The sequence below is a fragment of the Pseudodonghicola flavimaris genome (assembly GCF_030164425.1).
GTDB lineage: Bacteria > Pseudomonadota > Alphaproteobacteria > Rhodobacterales > Rhodobacteraceae > Pseudodonghicola > Pseudodonghicola flavimaris.
Map to the genome: position 1 here is coordinate 144,446 of NZ_JASNJD010000008.1, position 22,055 is coordinate 166,500.

The 22,055-nt window shown below is 66.0% G+C and carries 16 protein-coding genes and 1 pseudogene; 8 read left to right on the plus strand and 9 right to left on the minus strand.

Annotated features, from left to right (window positions below; genetic code table 11):
- The first annotated feature begins 95 nt into the window (after positions 1–95).
- Both QO033_RS12830 and QO033_RS12835 read left to right on the plus strand, forming a co-directional pair.
- Positions 96–803 carry a GntR family transcriptional regulator gene (locus QO033_RS12830; protein ID WP_284481378.1) on the plus strand — a complete coding sequence of 236 codons (708 nt, stop codon included), beginning with the start codon at positions 96–98 and terminating at the stop codon, positions 801–803.
- Positions 800–2,098 carry an NAD(P)/FAD-dependent oxidoreductase gene (locus QO033_RS12835; protein ID WP_284481379.1) on the plus strand — a complete coding sequence of 433 codons (1,299 nt, stop codon included), beginning with the start codon at positions 800–802 and terminating at the stop codon, positions 2,096–2,098. Before QO033_RS12830 ends, QO033_RS12835 begins: the two co-directional genes overlap by 4 nt.
- 85 nt (positions 2,099–2,183) lie before the next feature.
- Here the strand turns inward: QO033_RS12835 and QO033_RS12840 are convergent, their stop codons facing one another.
- Together QO033_RS12840 and QO033_RS12845 are read right to left on the minus strand one after the other, a co-directional pair.
- Complete coding sequence (locus QO033_RS12840; RefSeq protein ID WP_284481418.1) at positions 2,184–3,536, minus strand: glycine cleavage T C-terminal barrel domain-containing protein; 1,353 nt, start codon at positions 3,534–3,536, stop codon at positions 2,184–2,186.
- Positions 3,534–4,625, minus strand: a pseudogene (locus tag QO033_RS12845) (NAD(P)/FAD-dependent oxidoreductase); the annotation flags it as partial. The gene QO033_RS12840 and the pseudogene QO033_RS12845, both read right to left, overlap by 3 nt.
- Positions 4,626–4,718: 93 nt before the next feature.
- Between QO033_RS12845 and QO033_RS12850 the strand changes: the two are divergent.
- The gene (locus QO033_RS12850; RefSeq protein ID WP_284481380.1) at positions 4,719–5,657 is read left to right on the plus strand and encodes a LysR substrate-binding domain-containing protein; all 939 of its coding nucleotides are present in this window, start codon (positions 4,719–4,721) and stop codon (positions 5,655–5,657) included.
- Positions 5,658–5,752: 95 nt separating this feature from the next.
- Here QO033_RS12850 and QO033_RS12855 read toward each other — a convergent pair whose 3' ends face one another.
- From QO033_RS12855 to QO033_RS12875, 5 genes are all read right to left on the minus strand, one after another.
- On the minus strand, positions 5,753–9,658 hold the full coding sequence (locus tag QO033_RS12855) for a non-ribosomal peptide synthetase (RefSeq protein WP_284481381.1): 3,906 nt from the start codon (positions 9,656–9,658) through the stop codon (positions 5,753–5,755).
- A complete protein-coding gene (locus QO033_RS12860; RefSeq protein ID WP_284481382.1) occupies positions 9,651–11,762 on the minus strand; it encodes a cyclic nucleotide-binding and patatin-like phospholipase domain-containing protein in 2,112 nt (703 codons plus the stop codon). Before QO033_RS12860 ends, QO033_RS12855 begins: the two co-directional genes overlap by 8 nt.
- A complete protein-coding gene (locus tag QO033_RS12865; RefSeq protein WP_284481383.1) occupies positions 11,759–13,474 on the minus strand; it encodes a B12-binding domain-containing radical SAM protein in 1,716 nt (571 codons plus the stop codon). Before QO033_RS12865 ends, QO033_RS12860 begins: the two co-directional genes overlap by 4 nt.
- On the minus strand, positions 13,474–14,364 hold the full coding sequence (locus QO033_RS12870) for a class I SAM-dependent methyltransferase (protein WP_284481384.1): 891 nt from the start codon (positions 14,362–14,364) through the stop codon (positions 13,474–13,476). The genes QO033_RS12865 and QO033_RS12870 overlap by 1 nt, the downstream gene beginning before the upstream one ends.
- 268 nt (positions 14,365–14,632) lie before the next feature.
- The gene (locus tag QO033_RS12875; protein ID WP_284481385.1) at positions 14,633–15,463 is read right to left on the minus strand and encodes a helix-turn-helix transcriptional regulator; all 831 of its coding nucleotides are present in this window, start codon (positions 15,461–15,463) and stop codon (positions 14,633–14,635) included.
- 88 nt (positions 15,464–15,551) lie between these two features.
- On the opposite strand from QO033_RS12875, the gene speB reads away from it, so the two are divergent.
- A complete protein-coding gene (gene speB / locus QO033_RS12880) occupies positions 15,552–16,526 on the plus strand; it encodes an agmatinase (RefSeq protein ID WP_284481386.1) in 975 nt (324 codons plus the stop codon).
- Positions 16,527–16,543: 17 nt separating this feature from the next.
- The gene (locus QO033_RS12885; RefSeq protein WP_284481387.1) at positions 16,544–17,629 is read left to right on the plus strand and encodes an extracellular solute-binding protein; all 1,086 of its coding nucleotides are present in this window, start codon (positions 16,544–16,546) and stop codon (positions 17,627–17,629) included.
- 178 nt (positions 17,630–17,807) lie between these two features.
- Here QO033_RS12885 and QO033_RS12890 read toward each other — a convergent pair whose 3' ends face one another.
- Complete coding sequence (locus tag QO033_RS12890; protein ID WP_284481388.1) at positions 17,808–18,230, minus strand: DoxX family protein; 423 nt, start codon at positions 18,228–18,230, stop codon at positions 17,808–17,810.
- Positions 18,231–18,355: 125 nt separating this feature from the next.
- Here QO033_RS12890 and QO033_RS12895 point away from each other — a divergent pair, with 125 nt between their 5' ends.
- Positions 18,356–19,252: a LysR family transcriptional regulator gene (locus QO033_RS12895; RefSeq protein WP_284481389.1), complete on the plus strand. Its 897-nt coding sequence runs from the start codon at positions 18,356–18,358 to the stop codon at positions 19,250–19,252.
- Positions 19,253–19,282: 30 nt separating this feature from the next.
- On the opposite strand, the gene QO033_RS12900 is transcribed toward QO033_RS12895, so the two are convergent.
- The gene (locus QO033_RS12900) at positions 19,283–20,263 is read right to left on the minus strand and encodes a LysR family transcriptional regulator (RefSeq protein ID WP_284481390.1); all 981 of its coding nucleotides are present in this window, start codon (positions 20,261–20,263) and stop codon (positions 19,283–19,285) included.
- 96 nt (positions 20,264–20,359) lie between these two features.
- Here QO033_RS12900 and QO033_RS12905 point away from each other — a divergent pair, with 96 nt between their 5' ends.
- Entirely contained in the window at positions 20,360–21,226 is an 867-nt protein-coding gene (locus QO033_RS12905) for an ABC transporter permease (RefSeq protein ID WP_284481391.1), read from the plus strand.
- A 14-nt stretch (positions 21,227–21,240) separates the two neighbouring features.
- The gene (locus QO033_RS12910; protein ID WP_321170047.1) at positions 21,241–22,026 is read left to right on the plus strand and encodes an ABC transporter permease; all 786 of its coding nucleotides are present in this window, start codon (positions 21,241–21,243) and stop codon (positions 22,024–22,026) included.
- The last annotated feature ends 29 nt before the right edge of the window (positions 22,027–22,055 follow it).

The window sequence follows — 22,055 nt, forward strand, 5'->3', positions numbered from 1 at the left end:
TCCTGGCGCGGGAAAATGTCATGGCACGGAGCTCCTGGCGTTGACCTTCGTGAATTTAGGTATACTGAATTGGATTGTTACCGCAGGAGAGTCCTATGTCGGGAAAGCCCGTTGATCCCCCTTTCGATGCAGGTGTCCCCGCCGCGACCGACGGTCTCAGCCGTGGGGAAGCGGTTTACGAGGGGATGAAGTCGGGCATTCTCCACCACCGTTTCCGCATGGGCGATCCGCTGCGGGAAGAGGATGTCGCCAGCTGGTTCGGCGCCAGCCGCGCCCCGGCGCGCGATGCGCTGAAGCGGCTGGAGACCGAAGGGCTGGTCGAACGGATCGGGCGTAAATACGCGGTGCGGAACTACAGCTACGACGAGGTTCTGGTGACCTACCGGATGCGGGCGGCGCTTGAGCATATGTCGGTGGAGTTCGTGATCCGGCGTGCCGGCGATGCCGAGATCGCGGCGCTTGAGGCGGAACTGGAGGCGCAGAAGGCGGTGCTGGGACAGGCCAGCCGAGGAGAGTTCTCCGAGCTCGACGCCAGGTTTCACATGGCGCTTGCCCGGCTGTCGGGGAACGAGATGCTGCTGCGCGAGACCGAAACCGTTCTGAATCGCGCCCGGCTGATCCGCTCTAACGAGCTCGACAAGGACAACGGGCCGGCCGCCGCCTATGCCGATCACTGCCGGATTTATGCCGCCCTCATGCGCCGCGATGCCGATACCGCGAAGGCGGAGCTGAACTATCACTACGCCACCACCGTGCGCCTGCACCAGACGCAGCCGGTGGATGCGCTCGGAGCAAGATCATGACCTACCAGTCCGATTGCCTGGCGCGGTTCCCGTCCTACTGGATGGACACCGCCGAAGAGGAGGACTTGTCCTCACCGCTCGACGGCGACGCCACCTGCGATGTGGCGATCATCGGGGCGGGCTACACCGGCCTCGCCTGTGCCGTGGGGCTGGCCGAGCAGGGCATCGACGTCCGGGTGCTGGACGGCGGCTTTGTCGGCTGGGGCGGCTCGGGCCGGAATTCCGGGTCAGTGATCCGTGGTTTCAAATCCAGCCGCAGCGATCTCGTGCGCAGTTTCGGCACGGAACGCGGTGGCGCGATGGCGGCGTTCGGCGATCGCACCGCTGCCGCGGTCTACGGGATGATCGACCGCTTCGGCATCGCCTGCGACCTGCGGCGGACCGGCTGGCTGCTGCCGGCGCATAATGCCGCCGGTCTGCGCCGCACCGAGGAACGATACCGGAGCTGGACAGCGGACGGCACCGAGGGGCTGGAACTTCTGGATCAGGCGCAGGTCGCCGGCATGCTCGGGTCAGAAGCCTATGTCGGGGGGATGATCGACCGGGAATGCGGCGCCCTGCATCCGCTGTCCTATGCCCGTGGCCTGGCTCGGGGCGCAATCAGCCTGGGCGCGAAGGTGCATGGCGGCTCCAGGGTCCTGTCGGTGGCCCGCAAAGACGGCCATTGGGAGCTGCGGGGCGCGACCGGCACGGTGCGCGCCGATCGCGTGCTGATCGCCGCCAATGCCTATGTCGACGGGCTGGAGCGGCGGGTGGAGAGGTCGATTGCCACGATCCACACCCATATGATCGCCACCGACCCGCTGCCCGCGGAGCTGGCCGCGACCATTCTGCCCGGCCGGCAGACGGCCTCTGACAGTCGCCGGATCCTCTATTACTGGCATCTCGAGCGGGACAATCGCCTTCTGTTCGGCACGCGGGGATTGTTGAACGGGCCGCGCTCGGACCGGGATTTCGACCATGTCCGCAAGGGGCTGCTCAGCATCTATCCGCAGCTTGCCGGGATCGGGATCAGCCACCGATGGGCCGGCCGCGTGGGCATGACCAAGGATTTCCTGCCACATATCGACCAGCCGGAACCCGGTCTCTGGGCCGCCTATGGCTATTGCGGGCGCGGTGTGGCGATGGCGACGAGCTATGGCATGCTGCTCGCCCGGGCGATGGTGTCGAACGCTGGGTTGAGCGATATCGACATGCCCCGTGGTCCGGCGCCGCAGCTGCCGGGCCGCGCCCTGAAATCCCTGGGCATTGTCGCGGCGACGCAGTTCTACCGCCTGCTCGATCTCGTCGACTGACGGGCTTGCTCACGGGGAAGTTCTGGCAGGCGACGCCGGCCAACAGGCCCCGGCGGCGGACCGGTCACGGGGGCGCCACGGCCGGTTAAAGCCGTGCCCGGGAACTGCCCGGGTCGTAGAGACTGTCCGGGACAACCCGGGCGTTACGCAGCTCTCCGTGGATCGCGACCTGGAGCGCGGTGCCTTCGACGGCAAGGGCCGGCGGCACCAGCGCCATCGCGATGTCGTGTCCGAAATGATAGGAATAGCCGCCCGATGTGACCCGGCCGATCAGCCTGCCGTCGTGATAGACGCCTTCATCTGCCAGAACCGAGGTTTCGCAGGCGGGCAGTGTCAGGGTGACGAGCGCACGGTCGAGGCCGGCATCCCGCTGGGCCTGCAGCGCCTCGCGGCCCGGGAAGGCGCCCTTGTCGAGCTTGACGAAGCGCTGAAGGCCCGCTTCGAGCGGCGAGATGTCCTGCGAAAGCTCGCGATGGATCGCGCGATAGGATTTCTCCAGGCGCATCGAATCCAGGGCCTTGAGGCCGACGGGCACCAGCCCGTGCGGGCCGCCGGCCTTCAGGATCGTATCGACCAGATGCCGGTTGTAGGCAATCGGATGGTGCAGCTCCCATCCGAGCTCGCCGGTGTAGCTGACCCGGATCAGGTGGACATCGCGCGCATAGCCGACTTCGCCGATCTGGGCCGACAGCCAGGGAAAGGCCTCGTTCGACAGGTCGTTGTCGGTCAGCGGCTGGAGAATGTCCCGGGACTTCGGCCCGGCGATGGCGATCACCCCCAGTTGCTCCGACTGGTTTTCGAGGGTGACGCTGCCATCCTCGGGCAGCAGGCGGGACAGCTGGTCGGCGTTGTAGACCTCGCCGCTGGGTGTGCTGACAAGATAGAAGTCATCCTCGCTATATCGCACCACGGTGTATTCCGCGTCGATGCCGCCGCGTGCGTTGCAGACGACGGAAAGGCTCAGGCGGCCGATCCGGGGCAGGGCGTTGGCGATGATCCCGTCGAGCCAGGCGGCGGCTCCCGGCCCGCGAACCCTGAACTTGGTCATCGGGGACATTTCGATCAGCCCGGCGTTTGTCCTGGTCGCCCGGACCTCGGCCGCGACGTATTTCATATGCGCGGTCTTCCGGAAGCTGAATTCCGGGATCGCCAGCTCCGGCGTGGGGGCGTACCAGCTGGGGACCTCATATCCATCCAGCACGGTCCAGACCGCGCCCTGGGCCGTCAGCAGGTCATAGGAGCCGACGGTCTTGAGCGGCCGGCCGGCGGGCCGGTCCTCGCCCGGGACATGGGCATGCATATGGCGCCCCCAGGTCTCGCGCACCTTGTCGACGGTCCAGCGCTTGCTGATGTAGTTCCCGAACCGGCGCGGATCGAGCGCCGACATGTCGATGCCCGGATCGCCGTTCAGGATCCAACGGCTCAGCCGGGCGCCCATGGTGCCGCCCCAGAGAATGCCTCCGGGCACGCCTTCGGCCAGCCACAATCCATCATGTCCCGGCGCCGGGCCGCACAGCGGCAGCTCGTCGGGGGTCATCTGGAACGGCCCGCGCGTGTTCGATCTGATCCCGACCTCGCCAAGCGCGGGAACCCTCTCGATGGCGCGCTCCCACTGACCTTCGACGGCCTCGAAATCCTCCGGCAGCAGATCGGCGCCGAAGTCCCGGGGCACCCCATCGATGGCAAAGAGCTTCAGATCCTCTTCGAATTCGTAGGGGCCGAACTGGAAGGCGCCGACATCCTCGCGCAGATAGGCGCCATAGTCCTCGTCCCGCAGGATGGGAAGCTCGGCCAGCCCGGCCGCCTTGCGCTCTTTCAGGGCCGGAACGACCTCGGTGGTCCAGTACTGGTGGACGATGGGGATGCAGGGCAGGTCCAGCCCGACCCGTTTGGCGTTTTCGCGGGCATAGTTGCCGGTGGCGAAGACCAGGTGTTCGCAAGTGATCTCCCCCTGCGAGGTGACCACCTTCCAGCCCCCGTCGGGGAGCTTCTCATAGGATCGCGCCTCGGTGTTCTGATAGATGCGCGCGCCCTGTTGGCGTGCCAGTTTCGCCATCCCCTGGGTGATATCGGCCGGGTTGATATAGCCATCCTCCGGGTGGAGGATCCCGCCCAAGATGGTCTTGCTGGGTGACAGGAACGGGTGCTGTTTCTGCACCTACTCGGGGGTGAGCAGCCGGGCGGGAACGCCTGCCGCCTCGGCGATGCCGAAATAGCTCTGGAATTCGTCCCAGCGTTTTTGCGTGTTGGCGACCCGCAACTGCCCGACCTTGCGCAACCCGCAGGAGGTGCCCAGCCGTCTTTCGACCTCTCCGTAGATGCGGATCGTCTCCATCGTCATCTGGCTGATGACGTGGGAGCGGACGAAGGTCACCAGAAGCCCGGCCGCGTGCCAGGTCGACCCGGCGGTCAGTTGGCTGCGTTCGATCAGCACCGCGTCCGAACAGCCGTTCTCTGTCAGGCCGAAAAGAATGGCGGCGCCGACACAGCCGCCACCGACGACGACGACCTTGGCATGTGATTGCATGAGACTTCCCCGTGAGAGCTTTGGGCGAAAATTATCCGGCACGGCGGCAGTTGTGATCTTCAAAAAAAGTCGCGGCGCCGATAACCTGAGGTTATGCACCCGCTAAGACGTAAGCTGCCCTCGCTGAATTGCCTCTACGCCATCGACGCCGTGGCGCGGCACGGGAGCTTTACCGCCGCGGCCCGGGAACTGGGTCTTTCGCAGCCTGCGGTGAGCAAGGCGATAAAGTCGGCGGAAGCGCATATGGGGTTCGATCTGTTCGAACGGCGGACCGGCGGTCTGGACGTCACCGACAAAGGCCGCGCGGTCTGCGAGGAGGTGGCGGCGGTGCTGGCCCGGTTGCTTGCCGTGACGGCGCACGATGGCGCTCAGACGGCGCAGAAGACCATTTCCGTCAGCTTTTCGCCGAGTTTCGTATCCATGTGGTTGCTGCCGCGCCTGCCGGAGTTCCAATCCCTCCATCCGGGGATTTCCTTCCGGATTTCCGAGAACACCGGGCGACCGAAGGCGGCGGACATGAGCTTCGATTTCTCGACCCGGCTCGGGGACGGAGACTGGAGCGACGTGACCGCCTGGACCTTCGCCCCGGAGATCCTCCATGCGGTCGCCGCTCCGGATTATGTCGCGGCGCATCCCGGGGTGATGGCGCTGGAGACCTTGCCGGAGGCAACGCTGCTGCACGCGGTGGAAGCGCAGCGCGAGCGGATGAACTGGTCGGCCTGGTTCCGGGCCGCGGGACTGCGCGATTTGCAGCTGGAAGAGGGCATGGTGTTCTCGGACTATCATGCGGCGGTCCAGGCAGCCCTGCTGGGTCAGGGGGTCGCGCTGGGATGGGAGCATCTTGTCCAGGCCTATGTCGAGGCGCGGAAATTGCAGTTCGTGGCCGGAACCTCGGTCACCACTGGCCGGAATTTCTATCTCGTGACCCCGGCGCGGCGACAGCTGGCGCCACATCATCACCTGTTTCGCGATTGGGCGATCGGCAAGGCCCGCAGCGAGTTCGCGCGTGCGCATCCGCCCCACCGGGTCTGAGGCCGGGGCTCAGCCATCGCGACGGCCGCTTCCGCAGCCGCGCGTGTCCCGATCCGGACCGTTGCGCTGAACCGGACAACGGGCAACGCCCGGTCTTACCGCCAGGAGCGGGCCGGCATGTCGCTTTCTCCCACCTTTCCGGAGGCGAGGGTCCTGAACGCCGATGCCAGGCTGTCCAGATGGGGCGGTCTGAACATGCTGCCGTGAAATCCGGGCAGGCGATGAACGGTTGCGGGGGTCGTCAGACACCCCCGCCACAGCGGCCGGAATGCGCGTTCGAACGGGCGCCCCCCGCTGCTGAACAACATGTCGAGCGGGCCGGGAAAGGGTGCGATCCGGTGCAGGCTGGCGGCCCGGATCTGGAGATCCAGCGCCGGGTCGGCGGTCATCGCGCTCAGTTGCCGGCTGTTCAGGGAGAGGCGTTTCAGCCCGAGCAGGGAGACGCTGAGTTTGAAGCCCTGCCAAAGGCGCAGCATGACGCGCTGGCCGCCGGGGTGCAGCGTGTCGATCAGCGCCAGCCGGTTCGCCGGGGTCCCGCGCTGTGCCAGCAGGCGCGCAGCTTCCAGGGCGACGATGCCGCCGATCGAAAAGCCCGCCAGGATGACGGTGTCGGCGCGGGTCGCCTGAACCGCATCGGCGTAAAGCTCGGCGAGATCCGCAATGCCGGGGGAGGGCGCGCCCGCCGGGGCGTCCGGCGGTTGCAGCATCGACACGGTCATCTCCGGCAGGGCGTCGGCCAGCGCCAGGAAACGCATCGCGTCGCCGTAGCCCGACGCGGCAATGTGCACCGAGACGGCGCCGCTGCCCTGGCTGAGGATGGTCTGAACCGGCGTGGCGCCGATGGTCCGGGCCAGCGCGCCGGTGAACGGCCGAAACCCCGGGTTCGACAGCAAAGTGGCAAAGGGGACCTCCCGCCCCAGTGAGGTGCTCACTGCCGAGAGCATTTCGACCGCGCCGAAGGAATCCCCGCCGAGGGCGAAGAAATCGTCCTCCACCCCGACCGGGCATTTCAGAACGTCGCTCCAGATGCGCCGAACCTCTTGTTCGAGCTGCGTGGTGGCAGGCACCGCCTGCGCGTCGCGAGCGGGACGGGGGCTCTGCTGCGCCGGGGTCAGGGCGGCGAAATCGATCTTTCCCACGGCCGTGCGCGGCATCGTTTCCAGGAACGTGAAACCCGATGGCCACATGTAATCGGGCAAAGCCGCGCGCAGCTCTGCCGACAGCGCCTCGGGGTCGATCGTCCTGCCCTCTTGCGGCGCGACGAAGGCATGGAGCCGCGCGTCATCTGTCCCGGTGACAAGTTTCACCGCCGCGCTGGCGACCTCAGGACAGGCGGCGATTGCAGCTTCGATATCCTCGGGCTCGATCAGATAGCCGCGAAGCTTGATCTGCCGGTCCGAGCGGCCGGCGAAATGGAGAACCCCGCTGTCGTCCATCCACCCCAGATCGCCGGTGCGGTAGAGGCTGGCGTCGGCATCCCCCCGATACCTGGGCGCCAGCGGATCGGGCCGGAACTTTTGCCGCGTCCGCACCGGATCGCCAAGATACCCGCTCGCCAGCGTGCGGCCGCCGATGCAGATTTCTCCGGTCTCGAAGGGCGGCAGCGGGGTTTTCCCCTCCGCCATCACCATCACGGTGGTGTGTCGCAGCGGTCGGCCGACGGGAATGGGGGCGACGCCGTCCGGGACTGTCTGCCAGGTCGTCGCGAAGATGGTCGCCTCCGTCGGCCCATAGGCGTTCTGCACATTCGGACCCAGGCGATCCACCAACCGCCGCATCAACTGCTGCGTCAGGACTTCGCCGCCGGAGGTGCAGAGCTTCAGCGACAGGGACAGCCGCCGTCGCTCCAGTTCGTCAACCAGCCTGTCGAGGAGCGTGGGGGTCGAAATCAGCACCGTGACGCCCAACCGCGCGATATCGTCCAGCATCCTCGTCGGTGACAGGCGGCCGGGCGGGCTGAGGGCGACGGTTCCGCCCGTCGTCAGCGGCAGGAACAGATCGGCCAGCGCCGGATCGAAGGTGAGGCGCAGGGATTGATAGGTGGTGTCCTCCGGGCCGATGGTCCATTTGCGCGCGATCTCGGCGATCCGGGCGGCCAGCGCGCGGTGAGAGACCATCACCGCCTTGGGTGTTCCGGTCGATCCGGAGGTGGTGAGGACATAGGCGATGTCCTCTGGTCCGGGGGGCGCCGCTATGCCGGGGGCGGCGCGCCCGATCTCTTCCAGCGAAAGGGTCGGAGCCATCCGCCGCAGCCGGGAGGCCTGCGCCGCCTCGGCCAGGATCAGGGCCGGGCGGGTCATCTCCAGCACGGTGGCGAGCCTGCCGTCAGGCTGGTCGATGTCGAGCGGCAGGAAGGCCGCCCGCGCCATCATGCAGCCGAGGACCGCGGCGATGAAGTCCGGCGACCGGTCGCAGGCCAGCCCGATGATCCGGGGGGTGTCCACCGCTGGTTGGCTGCCGAGGGCGGTGGCAATGGCGCAGGCGCGCGCCTGCAGATCGGCGTAGGTGACCTCCCCTTGCTGCTGGCGGATCGCCACCGCCTGCGGCCTGTCGCGCACGGCCTGCAGGACCTGATCCAGAACGGTATGGTCGATGGCGGGATGACGGGCCGGGGCGTATTGCGCCGCGACGGTGGTCTGCCATTCCTGAGCCGTCATCAGGGGGATTTCGCTGAGCGGGCGCTCGGCACCGCTCAGGGCATCGGCGATCTCCAGCAACCGTTGCGAGATCCGGGCGGCGCCACTTCGCCCGGCGATCCCGGGATAGAACTCGGCCACGAAGGCGATATCCTCGGTGGCATCGAATTCGCAGACGGTCAGGCCGACGGGGAACCGTGAGATGCCGGTGAAATGCTGGCGGGAGTGCCGCATGGGGGAGGCGCCGAAGGACAATTCGTAATTCTGGCGCATGAAGGAGAGCACGATGTCGAAGGCGCTGATGCGTCGCTGGCGTGCCAGGTCGAGCCGTTTGTAAAGCGTATCGAGCGGATATCTCTGGTGCCGCGAGGCGTGCCGCAGGGTGCGCGCGATCTCCGCGATCAGATCGGCCGTGGTGGCCCCGTCCCGGACCTCCACGATCAGGGGCACGACCTGCGCGAACATGCCGGCTGCGGCCCGCTGAGCCCGTCCGCTCCGGTTCAGCACCGGGACGCCGATCGCCAGCCGCTTGCGGCCGAGCGTGCAGGCATAATAGAGCGCCACGGCGGCAAGGACGACATGAAAGGCGCTGCCCTTCTGCGCGCGGCCGGCGTTTTCCCAGGTCGCGTATCGGGCGCGGGCGACCCGAGTCGTCTCGGCATCGACGGTGCGCGGTTCCCGGGGGCCGATGTCGAACAGGGCCGGGGGTACCTCGGGCAGCTGATCCTGCCAGAAGGCGGCGTCCTTTCGGCAGGCGTCCGACGCCTCGTAGTCCCGGGTTTCTCCGACATGGCGCTGCCAGGTGCCGGGGTCCACAGGCAGGGCTGCGCGCCCCTCGCTCAACGCGTTGTAATGCTCGGCCCAGCGTTGCATGACCACCGCACTGCCATAGCCATCCATGATCGCGTGATGGAAATGCAGGTGCAGCCAGTAGCGGGCCTTGCCGGCCTTGACGAGCGCCACGTACCAAGGCGGCGTCACCCCGTCGAGCGGCAGCGGCTTGGCGAAATCCGCCCTGATATAGGCGTGCGCCGCCGCGTCCGGATCCGGGGCGTCGCTGACATCATGACGCAGAATCACCGGCATGAAGCGGGGGAGCAGATGCTGGGTGCCGTCCCCGGCGATGACCAGCCGCAGGGCGTCGGATTCATCGGTCAACCGCTGCAGTGCGGTGCGGAAATATCCCAGGTCGATGTCGCCGTCGATCAGGGCGCTGCCACCGACATTGTAGAGCGGGCTGTCGGGAAAGCCGCGCTGATCCTTGACGATGATCCTCTGGGCCGGGGTCAGTGGCAGCCGCCGCGGCGGGGCGTCCTCCGCCTGTCCGGGGCTAAGGCCCAGAGCGGTGTTCGCGGCGTCATTCATCGGCCAGGGCCTTCAGCGCGTACCGGTAGCCGATGTCGGCCAGTTCGGTGGCGCGATGATAGGATATCATCGAGAAGTCGTAGACCGGCGGTTCCAGCCAGATATCGGCCAACGGGCGGACCCGCTCCCGCGCCGCCACCCCGCCGACGGATCCGGCGCGGCGCAGTATCTCGGTGATGCGCGGTGTGCGCTTGTGGTCCGGCATGCCGTGGGCGGACAGCGCGCCGCGTGTGGTGAGGCGCGTCAGCTCCGGCGCCACCATCAGCTCATCGCTCTTGTCGACGGCCACGCCGATCACCGTTCCCTCGCCGACAAGGCCGCGCATCACGTCGGTCGGAACGTTGTTGAGCACCGCCCCGTCGATCAGCAATTCGCCGTCGTGCGGAACCGGAGGCAGCAGTCCGGCCGGGGAATTGCTGGCGCGCACCGCCCGCCACAGAGGCCCCCGATCCAGCGTCACCACGCGCGCCTTGCTGATAGAGCAGGCCACCGCGAAGAACGGCCGCCAGAGCTCTTCGATGCGGGTGTCGCCAAAGAGCTCGGTCAGGCCGCGTTCCATGCCGTGGCCCGAGAGGAGAGAGACCGCCGGAAACGCCGGGCGCTCGCCTTTGGTGAAGAGCCTGCGGGTGGCGGAAATCAGGTCGTCGCAGGGCGTGCCGAAGGCGTATTGCGCGGCGATGAGCGCGCCCATGCTGTTGCCGCCTATGATATCGACCGGCATCGTGAGCTCTTCCATCGCGCGCAGCACACCGATATGGGCGAGCCCCCGCGCGGCACCGCCGCCGAGGACGAGGCCGACGGCGCGCCCGCCGATGAAACGCGCAACCCGCTCGAAATCGGCGCGGTTGCCGTTCCTGACCGAATATGTGCGGATTTCCCCGGGCGGGGGGCCGCCGTGCTGCAGGACCGGGGCCGGGGTCTGCGCCTTGGCTGGGTTCAGCCTGACGATGCAGTGATCCGGGAACGTCGAGGGATCGCCGAGCAGCAGATCGGATTTGAACGCCTCGGGGTCTGCGATGGGTTCCGCCCCCGCCAGAAAGACCAGCCTGTCGGCCTGACGGGCGGCGAGCCGGGTCCAGTCGGAGCGGCAGTCGTCTGCGAGGAGGAGGATGGTGTCCACTTCCCGTTCCAGGCGCGACAGCCGGGCGAGCACCGCGTGGTGGTCCTGGTTGCCGTAGCGGAAGTCCGAGGCGCGGATCAGCTCGCAGCGGCCGAAGGTGCGGAACCCGTCCCTAAGTGCCTGGGCGCTGTGCTCGCTCTGATCGGTCGGGCCGCCGGGGACCAGAACGATGGTGGTGGCGACGACCTGTGCCGGGGCCCGGCGGGTGCCTTCCAGATTGTCATAGATGGCATGGGCGAACACCCGCGTCAGCTCGATCGGATGGGCGATCAGAAGCCGTTCGAAATCCTCCCGCGTCAGCCGCGCCAGCAGCCCGTCGCGGATGGCGCTGACATCGGCGGTTCGCGCGATGTTGACCAGCAGGCCGATTTCGCCCACGACGCCGCCGGGGCGGATCTCGGCCAGTTTGTGGATCGTGCCATCTGCGTCCCGACGGGTCACCGTCAGGCGGCCGGTGACCACGACATAGAGCGCATCGGCCGCATCGCCGGCGGTCAGAACCGGGGCGCCGCCCTCGACGTGATGGAGCGTCATCGCCGTCTGCAGCGCCAGATCGAGCGGTCGGGACAGGCCGGCCAGGATGCGGCCCCGGGTCACCGCCGCGCGCAACGCCCGACGCTCCGACATCGCCGGTTCGAAGCCGGGCAGGTCCAGCCCGTCTGCCACCGCTTCGACGATCAGCGCCGAGAAGGCCGCCGGATCGAGGCACAGCGCCCGGATGGCGCCACCGGCGGTCCAATGGGCGTTCTGCCGCGGCGGCTGGGGGGCGGGGATCAGGGCCGGGCCGTCCAGATGCTGCGCTCCGCAGGTCGCACGGCCGGACAGGAGCACGATCGTGCCCCGGGTGAGAGGCAGCACCTCTCCCGCCTCGGCGGACAGACTTCGGGCCGTTTGCAGGACCCCGGTTGCACGCTCCTCGCTCAGGGCGAAGGCGGCGAGGAATTGCGCCCGGTCCTGGGGCGTCATGGTGGTCAAGGACGTCATTGAGCTTCCTGGGGGCTCCCCATTTGCTCGGCTTTCCGCGCGCCGCCCCGGTGCCGGAGCACGGATCTGGCCAGCGTGGCATAGAGAAAGGCGCAGATCGCCGCGTCATGCAGCGCAATCGTGATGATGTCGTAGACTCTTTGCGGATAGAACGACCAGCGCGGCTCGATGGGCAGTCCGGGCCTGCGTTCCGTGCGCCGCTTCCGCCGCCAGATGCCGGCCTGCAGCGGATGCAGATGATGCCGCAGCACCGCCGACCGGAAGCCCAGCAGGCTGAGGATAAGCCCGTTGCGGGGCAGGCCGTATTTCACCCCGTTGTCGACGACCCGGGCCATGTTGGCGCAGGAATACCAGTCCTCCCAGAGCTCCCGGTACAGGGTCTCCCACTCTTCCTTCGTCATGTTCTCGTGATCGAAGAGGACATGTTCGGAATCGTAATCGTTCAGCTCGTCGGAGAAGGGCTTGCCGGCTTCGACCATGCGTTGATGATCCACGGAGCCGGGCAGCGGCGTGAGAAAGAAGAACTCCATCAGATCGACGGGCAGGTTTTCGCGGACGTAGGTCATCTGCGCCTTGATGCTCTCCACCGTGTCGCCGGGAAAGCCGGTGATCATGGTGCTGTAGATGATGATGCCGGCGCGCTTCCAGGCCATCACCATGTCGGGCATCAGGTTGATCTTGTTCTGCCCCTTGGCCGCGGCCTTCAGCGTGGCCTGATCGACGGATTCTATGCCGATGAAGACGCGCTTGCAGCCGGCCCGCTTCACCGCCTCGATAAACCCGGGCAGCCGATAGGCCAGCGTGTCGACCTGGATCATCAGCTCCCAGTCGACCCCCTCGCGCCTCGCGACGGTTTCGAAGACATCGCAGACCTCGCGCCAGTTCTTGATCCTGGCGAAATTGTCGTCGACGATGAAGACCTCGCGGCGTCCGCTTCGCGCCACCTCGGTCAGATAGGTCTCGATCGCCTCGGCAGAGCGGACCCGCATGGTATTGCCATGCACGTTGATGATCGAACAGAAGCTGCATTTGAACGGGCAGCCACGGCTGATGTCCGCCCCCACCACCCGCGTCATCGCCGAGCCCGACAATGGCCCGCCGATCAGCGCATTGGGTGCCTGTCTCAGGTCCACCTCGGCGTCGAGCATGTCGTAGAGCGGTTTCACCGTGCCGTTGAGCGCATCCTGCAGCAGCTGGTCTATCCCGGTCTCCAGTTCGCCGGCGTAAAGGCTCATCCCGTCGTTCTGCGCCTCCTCCAGCCGTCCACCCTTCCAGCCGGGCGTCATCCGCAGGGTGCCGCTGACATGAAAGCCGCCGATCACCGTCGGAATGCCGAGCGCCACCAGCCGGCGCCCCAGATCGCAGGCGCGGAGGAACTGGTTGGTCTGAACCCCGATCATCATCACCAGGGCGCGATCGTAGCGTTTGAGCTGCCTCGCAATGGCCTCTGGCGATGCCCGTCCCTGGGTTTCGTCGAGGGCGGAGACCGCGGTGGTCACCTCGCCGCCCAGGCAGCCGCGGTTCAGCGCGTCCTGAACGATGCCGGCCACCGCCGACAGGCTGTGCGCTGGCATGAAGACGCGCTTCCACTCGACCACATAGCCGTCGTCGTCATAGCGGGAGGGTTTCAGCAGCAGGATCCCGAGGGACCGGCCGGGGCCGGTCTGCCGGGGGTCTGTTTCGGGGATGGGGTCGGCCTGGGCGATCGGCATCAGCTTGCTCCTCCGCGCGCGGTTGTCGAGACGAGGTATTCGCCCTCATGCAGGCGCCGGTTCAGCGGTTGGCCGTGATAGGCCTTCGCCAGCAGCGCGTCATTGGCGATGCGGTCCATCGAATAGGTCTGGCGTTCGACGAAGGCCTGCATATCGCCCGGCCGCAGCGTCCAGGTGATGGGTTCGCTTTTGACCTTGAGATAGGCTCGCAGGATGGTGCTGGTATTGTCCTCCGGGCTGCCGAGCGGTGCGACGGCGGTGAAGACGAACCCTGTCCCGGGCCCGGTCAGGGAGCGGATCGAGCTGAAAAGCTCTTCCACCGTCGCTTCGCCCAGATACATCATCACGCCTTCGCAGACGAAGACCGTCGGCCGTTCGGCGGAAAAGGCGGGCGACTCGGTCAGCACCTCGCGGAGCGGCCGCGCCGCGAGATCCTGCGCCAGCAGATGCAGGTTCGGCGGCGTTTCCCCCAGGGCGGCCCGTTTGACTTCGCTGGTGGCGGGGTGGTCGATCTCGATGAAGGTGACATCGGGGTGGCCGGTCGCGAGCCTGAGCGCCAGCGCATCGAACCCCGCGCCGAGGATGATGACCTGGCGGGCGCCTCTGGTCAGCGCGGCGCGGACCTCGTCTTCGATGAACCGCTTGCGCAGCACGTAATGCGCGGTGAACCCGGGCAGCAGAAGGCGTTCGACAAGGCTGGTGAGTTTGACGAACACCGGGCTGTCGAGCTGGGCCAGCCGTCTACGTCCCTCGGCCGAGCCACGCAGAATGCGCTCGCAGGCCTCGACATGGTCGGGGGCGACCAGATGACCGAGTTCCGGGTCATTGGCGACCTTCAGAATGCCTTGGACAACGGTGAACGCGGTCGAGCTCGCTTTGTCGTGTTTCAATGCCCTCTCCCTGTCGGGCCTGGTGTATTTTCTACCAAGGCTGCCCGACTCCTTACGTTACGACAAGTCCGTTGACACGGCGTGGTTTGGCAGCGGGCTGCAGACACCGGCGCGGATCGGAGTTCAAACCAGCCCCTGTCACAGAAATCTGCCCTAATTGGGGCAGTGGGCGCGATAATCTCTCAACTTGGTGGGAAACGTCCCTTTGTCTTCCCTCTCCCCGAGGCGGGCAGATGCGCGGCGTCAGATGCCGGTCGGTGCTAGCGGCTCAGCTCTGGGGCGCCATCAGGTATTTCGTGGCGAGCGAGAACAGCTCCGCCTGAGAGGCGATACCCAGCTTTGCATAGGCGTGGTGGCGGTGCACCTTGACGGTCCCCTCCGCCAGTCCGAGATAGGCGGCGATCGATGGCGTCGAATGGCCCTGAAGGATCAGTTCCACAACCTCGGCCTCGCGCGGCGACAGGTGCTCCGCCGCGAAGAGGTGCAGACGATCCTCGACCGCGCTGTCCGCCTCTGTTTCATCGTGATCGCTACCCCAGTGCCGGATCACGGCGGCGGAGATCAGCGGGGCGGCGGCGTTCAGCCGGTTCCGGTCCGTGGGGGAGAAGCGAGGATCGCGCAGCGCGCGGGCAAGCGACACCGAAATCCAGGCGTCCGGCCCATCGGGGATCAACAGGCACATCTCATCCGAGATGCGCAGCTTGCGAAAGAAGGTCCGGTAGTATTCGGAGCGCAGAAAACCCGCCGGGGCGACATCGCTCAGCCGATAGGCGCCGGGCGGGCACCGGTCGCGCACCGCGGCGATATAGATCGGATCGAGGATATAGGGGCCGGCGGCATAGAACTGCACGGTGATCGCCGCCAGCACGTCATTGAGATCGTGATAGAGGGAGCCGGGCGGTCCGACGCTCTGATAGCGCGTCACCACCAGAGAGGAGAAGGCGCAGCTCAGGCCCAGCGCGCTGCGAAGGGCCGTGGGGAAGGCCGGGGTGCCGACCGTGCGCAACAGGCTACCGGCGGCCTCTGCCCAGAGAAGAGGCAGCGCGGCGTCTGTCGGTGGCTCCGGTTCTTGTTCGGGATCGGAGGCGGTGCGGCCCATCTATATCCTTGGGTATATATCCATAGCGGAATTTACCTGAACTCCGCTGCCGATCAATCTGTTTGGGACGAGATGAACGGACAAGCAGATGACTGAAATATCGAACCTCTATGTTCCCGGCGATCAAGCCTTCCTGCGGCAAAGCGACCGGGGCGTCCATCATGAGGCCAGCTTTGCCGGCGCCCTGAGCTTCATGCGCCGCCGGTACACCCGCGACCTGACCGGAGTGGATGTGGCGATCATGGGGGTGCCTTTCGACCTTGCGGTTTCGGATCGCTCCGGGACCCGGATGGGGCCGCGCGCGATCCGGGGGGCCTCTGCCCATATGGCGTGGCAACGGCCCTGGCCCTGGGTGATCGATCCCTATGAGGCGCTGTCCATCGTCGATTACGGCGATTGCAGCTTCGACAGCGGCCGCCCCGAGGGCGTCCCGGACGAGATCACGGCCGCCGCCGCCGAGGTCGTGCAGACCGGAACCGCGCTGATGTCCTTCGGCGGGGATCATTTCGTGACCTACCCGTTGCTCAAGGCGCATGTCGCCCGACATGGACCGTTGTCGCTGATCCATTTCGACGCCCATACCGACACCTGGGCGGACGAGCCTGGGCGGATCGATCACGGCACCATGCTGTGGCACGCCGCCCGCGAGGGGCTGGTTGATCCGTCGCACTCGGTCCAGGTCGGGATCCGCACGCATAACGACGACACGCTGGGGTTCAACATCATCGACGCGGTCGAGGTGCATCGGACCGGTCCTGCCGCCGTGGCGGAGAAAATCCGCCAGATCGTCGGCGCGCGAAAGGCGTATCTGACCTTCGATATCGATGTGCTGGATCCTTCCGCCGCACCCGGCACCGGGACGCCGGTGATCGGCGGGTTGTCGACCTTTCAGGCGCAGGAGATTCTGCGTTCGATCTCCGGCGTCAACCTCGTCGGCATGGACTTGGTCGAAGTCGCGCCGGCCTACGACCAGTCCGAAATTACCGCGCTTGCCGCCGCCGCCATCACCAATGACATCCTGTGCCTCTATGCCGCGGCCCATGCGGCGCGGGACGGGGCCTAACCAGACCGGAGATTCATATGACAAATACCCTGCCATCGTTTGCGTTCGTTGTGGCGAGCCTCGCGGCCTTGCCGGCCAGCGCGGGGGAGCTGAAGATCTACAACTGGGCCGATTACTTCGGTCCCAGCACGGTTGCGGATTTCACGGCGGCCACCGGTATTGACGTGAAACTCGATTACTTCGAGTCCAACGATGTGCTGGAAACCAGACTGCTTGCCGGGCAGTCCGGATACGATCTCGTGTTTCCGGCCGCCTCAAACGCCGAACGAGAGTTCCGTGCCGGCGCGCTGCTGCCCATCGACGTGGCGAAGCTGACGAACTACGGCAACCTCGATCCCGATATCCTGGCGGCGATCGACGCGCTGCCCGGCGGGCGGGAGCTCGGGGTGCCCTATACCTGGGGCACGGTCGGGATCGCCTACAATGCCGCGATGGTCGAGGACCGGCTGGGCACGGCGGAGATCACCAGCTGGGATGTTCTGTTCCGGCCCGAGAGTGCGGCCAGGCTGGCCGATTGCGGGATCGCGGTGCTGGATTCCCCGCTGGAGATGATCGCCGTCGCGCTGAACTATCTCGGGAACGATCCCTATTCCGGCGATGCCGACGATATCGCCGCCGCCGGAGAGCTGCTCCACGGGCTGACCCCCTCGGTGCGGTATTTCTCGAATATCGCGTCGATGAGCGATCTGGCCTCCGGCAATATCTGTGCCGCGATCCTCTACTCCGGGGATGCCGGGCTGGCGCAGCTGACCGCCGCCGAGGCCGATAACGGGGTGGATATCCTCTATTCGATCCCGAGCGAAGGCACCGTGATGTGGGTCGATCTCATGGCGATCCCGTCGGATGCCGAGAACGTCGCGGCCGCCTACGCCTTCATCGATTACATGTTGCAGCCCGAGGTCGTTGCCGATGTGACGAACACGATCTGGTACGCCAATGCGAATGCGGCGTCCGTGGCGCATGTGCTGCCCGAAATCCTCGCCGATCCGGGCATCTACCCCGAGGCGGAAACCAAATCGCGGCTGTTCCCCGACATGAGCCTCCCGGCCCAGACCACGCGGCTGCGCAACCGCGCCTGGACCCGGGCGAAATCCGGCCTCTGACCCGGCACAGGTGGGCAGGCGCGGTTTGGCAGGTCGGACCGATCCTTTTGTGGAGCCGTCTTATGGACCCGCGGGTGCCGAGAGGCCGCGCTGGCCGGGGCTGGCAGAAGCCGGGTCCGCCCAAATGAAAACCGGGCCGCCCCGAGGGCGACCCGGTGAAACTGAAACTCTGAGTGGGTCAGGCGAACTGACCGAGTGTGCGGTCGACGATCGGCAGGCGCAGGGCGAAGGCGCCACGGCCGAGGATCCCGACGGTCACTTGCACCACGGCCCAGAACACCGGGAATTCCCAGCCGCCACCGGCGCTGGCGAAGGCCCAGCCGTTGCCGGAGTGGGCCCAGGAGGCGCCGAGCAGTACACCGACCAGCGGCAGGGAGATCGGCCGCACGGCCAGGCCGAGGAGGAGCGCGATACCACCGCCGAGTTCGGCGAGGATGGTCAGGTAGGCGACGAAGCCGGGCAGGCCGAGGCTCTCGAAGAAGGCGACGGTGCCGGGGATGGTGAAGATGAACACTTTCATCAGGCCATGGGCGATGAAGAGAATGCCGCTTGCGATGCGCAGAATGAAGGCGGCGTAGTCAGACGAGCTGTAGTCGGTCATTGTCTTGTCTCCTTGTAGGATGCGTACGAGCCGCGAATGAGGAGAAGGTAAAGCTTGTCATTTGAGAACAAAATTGCCAATGTATTCTATTACTATCTACAAAATGTTCTGAATTGGGGCCTGTCTTGGACGTTGTCGATCAGCTCAGGGCCTTTGTCGCCACGGCGCAGACAGGGTCTTTCACCGCGGCCGCCGAATATCTCAGGATCTCGAACCGCCTGACTTCCAAATATGTGGCGGAGCTGGAGCAGCGGCTCGGGGTGCAGCTGTTTCAGCGCACCACGCGCAAGGTCGGCCTCACCCCCGCCGGAGAGGATCTGATGACCCGGGCGCCGGCGCTTCTGGATGACCTGGACCATCTGCTGGCCGATGTCTCCCAGGGCTCTCGCGGGCTTACCGGCCTGATCCGGATCTCCGCCCCGGTCACCTTTGGCGAGCTTTACCTGGCCGACATGCTCGGCCGTTTCTCCACGCTGCATCCGGGGCTGACCGTCGATCTGCGGCTGGAGGATCGCTACATCGATCTGGCGACGGACGGGATCGACATCGTTTTTCGCATCGGGGAGACCGACAGGCTGTCGCTGAAGCTGCGCAAGCTGGGCGAGCTGCAGTCCTTTCTGGTCGCAAGCCCGGACTATCTGGCGCAACACGGCACGCCGCAGACGCCGGAGGAATTGGTGCAGCACACCTGCATCATCGACACCAACCGACGCAACCCCAGCCGCTGGGAGCTGCGCAGCGAGGACAGGCAGGTCTCCGTCAAGATCGAGGGGCGGTTCTATGTCAATTCGGCGCGGGCCGCCTGTGCCCTGGCTGTCAGCGGCATGGGCATCGCCTTTTCGCCACGGTTCTCGGTCAAGGACGAACTTGCCGCCGGCCGTCTGGTGCGCCTGCCGATGCCCTTCGCCGGCGTCAAGGTCCCGATCAGCGCCGCCTATCTCGAAAGCCAGATGATGTCGCACAAGACCAGGGCCGTCATCGACTTCGCTGTCGCCGATATCGTGACCGCAGATATTCTCTGAACGGCGCCGCCCTGCCGGAGCCGGCACGGCCTAGCGGTAGGTGCGCTCCTCCATCGGTGTTGCCTCGATCGTGGACAACAGCCGCCGCAGCAGGAGCTCCTCCGCGCGGTTCTTCACTGCCTTCGGGTTCCACACCACATGCACATCGATGGCGGGCAGGTTGTCCAGCGGCGGCACCTGCCACAGCTGGCCGTCGGCGACGTCGCGGGCGGCGACATGAACCGGCAGCGGGCCGACCCCGAGACCGGCGACGATCATCCGGCGTACCTCTTCCAGATGGCTTGAGAGGCCGGTGATCCGCTGACCCAGCTCCGCCTCCGCCCGCATCATCGTCACCGGTTTGAGAACGTCATGCAGCCGGTCGGTCTCAAAACTGACAGAGCTGTGACCGGCGAGATCGGCGCGGGTCAGATCGGTGCGGCCGAACAACGGATGGCTGGGGCCACAGAACAGACCGAAGAATTCGCGATAGAGCCGCGCGTAGGACAGCGACGGCTGGCGTTCCCTGACCAGGCAGACCGCGAAGGAGGCACGTTTGGAGGCGACCTCGGCAATCGCATCGGCGCTCGACAAGACCTCGATCGCCAGGGTGGCGCGGGGATGGTCGACGTGGAATTCGGACAGGACACGGTCAAAAATCGGGCAGACGACATGAGAGGCCACGGTCACCCGCACATGACCCTGCACGTAGTCGGTCATATCCCGCAGCAGGGTCGACAGCCGCAGGACCGATCCGTTGATCTCCAGCGCTTCGCGATAGAGAAGCTGGCCCGCATCGGTCAGCGCATATTGCCCAGGCGAGCGGTCTATCAGCTTCCGGCCGACACGATCTTCAAGCCTTTTCAATGCGGTAGAAACAGATGGCTGCTTCAGGCTCAGGCGATCTGCGGCCTCGGTGATCGAATGGCTTTCAGCCAGAACGACAAACGTGCGCAGCAGATTCCAGTCCAGCGTGCGCGCCATGCGCTCCGGCTCATACTGCGGATCTTCGGGCGGAATGCGAGTCGTCATAGTTTGTGTCAATATTCATGATTTTCATTATCTATTTGATCTATGATCCGGGCTCTTCGCAAGGTCCTATCGACCCTCAACGCAATAAGGCGCCCGATGTCCGTAGAAGCCCGCGAAAAACGCCAGCCCTGGATCCTGCTCAGCCCGGCGCTGACAGCTGTCATTCTGCTGCTCTTCGTGCCGCTGCTGTTCATCGTCGTCTACAGCTTCTGGCTGCGCACCGCGACCGGCGCCGATGTGGCGGGCTTTCACCTCGACAACTGGCAGGAGGCGCTGACCGACCGATTCTATCGCGATATCCTGCTCGGCACCCTCAGGATCGCGGCGATCACCACGTTGGTCTGCGCGCTGATGGGCTATCCGGCGGCCTATTTCATCGCCCGCTCCGGCGGCAACAAGGCGATCCTGCTGCTGCTGCTGATGCTGCCGTTCTGGATCAGCTATATCATCCGCACGATGAGCTGGATCAACATCCTCGGGGTGTCCGGAGCGCTGAACAGTTTCCTGCTCTGGACCGGGGTGATCTCCGAACCGGTGCAGATGCTCTATAACCAGACCACGGTGATCCTCGGGCTGGTGCATTTCCTGCTGCCCTTCATGGTGCTGAACGTCTTTGTCAGTCTCGACGGTATCGATACCAATCTGGAAGACGCGGCCAATTCTCTCGGCGCGACGCGGTGGCAATCCTTCGTGCAGGTGACGCTGCCGCTGTCGCTGCCCGGGCTGGCCGCCGGCGGGCTGCTGTGTTTCGTGCTGGCGGCGGGGACCTATATCACGCCGCTGGTGCTGGGCGGGCCGCGCGATGCGATGTTCGCCAATCTGGTGTTCGAGGCGATCATCACCCAGCTGAACTGGCCGCTCGGCTCGGCGCTCAGCCTGATGCTGCTGGCGGTGCTGGGCCTGCTGGTGGCGATCTACAACCGATATCTGGGTATGGCCCAGCTGATGAAGGGGCTGGGCTGATGGAGCGCGTCGGAATGGGCTGGCAACTGATCCGGGGCTGGGCCGTGCTGGTCTATCTCTTCATGTTCCTGCCGGTGGCGGTGGTGGTGCTGCTCAGCTTCAACGCCTCTGAGTTCGGCAGCTTCCCGATGTCGGGCTTTTCCTTCCGCTGGTTCGTCGAGCTGGCGCAGAACGACGCCATTCTGCGCGCCTTCCGCACCTCTATCGGTCTGGGGCTGATGACGGCGGTGATCTCGACCACGCTGGGGGTTCTGGCCAGCCTGGCGCTGGTGCGCTACCGGGTGCCCGGCGCCAACGCGATCTCGACGCTGTTGATCGCGCCGATCCTGGTGCCTGAGGTGGTGCTGGCGGTGGCGCTGCTGCTGTTTCTGAACTTTCTCGGCATCAACAAGAGCTTCGGGCTCCTGCTCTTCGGTCATGTCATCTTCACCTTGCCCTTCGTCATCCTGGTGGTGCAGGCGCGGCTGGTGTCGATCCGTCGCGATGTCGAGGAGGCGGCGATGAGCCTTGGCGCCAGCCCGATCCAGACCTTCTTTCAGGTCACCCTGCCGCTGATGCTTCCGGCGGTGTTGGCCGGTGGGCTCTTCGCCTTCACCATCAGTTTCGACGACATCACCGGTACCCTGTTCTGGAAGCCCGGCGGGGTGGAGACGGTGCCGACCCAGATCTTCGCCATGCTGCGCAATTCCATCAGTCCCGAGATCAACGCGCTCGGCACCGTGATGATCGTCATGACCGTGGGGCTGCCGCTGCTCGGCGCGGCGATCGCCCGGCGCATTTCCCGAAAGAGCGGCGCCTAGAACCGCCCAGACACATATGAACATCCGAC

What these genes read in the sequence shown, in the direction of transcription:
- QO033_RS12830 (WP_284481378.1), top strand. Translation starts at nt 96, where the DNA reads ATGTCGGGAAAGCCCGTTGATCCCCCTTTCGATGCAGGTGTCCCCGCC.
- QO033_RS12835 (WP_284481379.1), top strand. Translation starts at nt 800, where the DNA reads ATGACCTACCAGTCCGATTGCCTGGCGCGGTTCCCGTCCTACTGGATG.
- QO033_RS12840 (WP_284481418.1), bottom strand. Translation starts at nt 3,536, where the DNA reads ATGGGCGCCCGGCTGAGCCGTTGGATCCTGAACGGCGATCCGGGCATC.
- QO033_RS12850 (WP_284481380.1), top strand. Translation starts at nt 4,719, where the DNA reads ATGCACCCGCTAAGACGTAAGCTGCCCTCGCTGAATTGCCTCTACGCC.
- QO033_RS12855 (WP_284481381.1), bottom strand. Translation starts at nt 9,658, where the DNA reads ATGAATGACGCCGCGAACACCGCTCTGGGCCTTAGCCCCGGACAGGCG.
- QO033_RS12860 (WP_284481382.1), bottom strand. Translation starts at nt 11,762, where the DNA reads ATGACGTCCTTGACCACCATGACGCCCCAGGACCGGGCGCAATTCCTC.
- QO033_RS12865 (WP_284481383.1), bottom strand. Translation starts at nt 13,474, where the DNA reads ATGCCGATCGCCCAGGCCGACCCCATCCCCGAAACAGACCCCCGGCAG.
- QO033_RS12875 (WP_284481385.1), bottom strand. Translation starts at nt 15,463, where the DNA reads ATGGGCCGCACCGCCTCCGATCCCGAACAAGAACCGGAGCCACCGACA.
- speB (WP_284481386.1), top strand. Translation starts at nt 15,552, where the DNA reads ATGACTGAAATATCGAACCTCTATGTTCCCGGCGATCAAGCCTTCCTG.
- QO033_RS12885 (WP_284481387.1), top strand. Translation starts at nt 16,544, where the DNA reads ATGACAAATACCCTGCCATCGTTTGCGTTCGTTGTGGCGAGCCTCGCG.
- QO033_RS12890 (WP_284481388.1), bottom strand. Translation starts at nt 18,230, where the DNA reads ATGACCGACTACAGCTCGTCTGACTACGCCGCCTTCATTCTGCGCATC.
- QO033_RS12900 (WP_284481390.1), bottom strand. Translation starts at nt 20,263, where the DNA reads ATGACGACTCGCATTCCGCCCGAAGATCCGCAGTATGAGCCGGAGCGC.
- QO033_RS12905 (WP_284481391.1), top strand. Translation starts at nt 20,360, where the DNA reads ATGTCCGTAGAAGCCCGCGAAAAACGCCAGCCCTGGATCCTGCTCAGC.
- QO033_RS12910 (WP_321170047.1), top strand. Translation starts at nt 21,241, where the DNA reads ATGGGCTGGCAACTGATCCGGGGCTGGGCCGTGCTGGTCTATCTCTTC.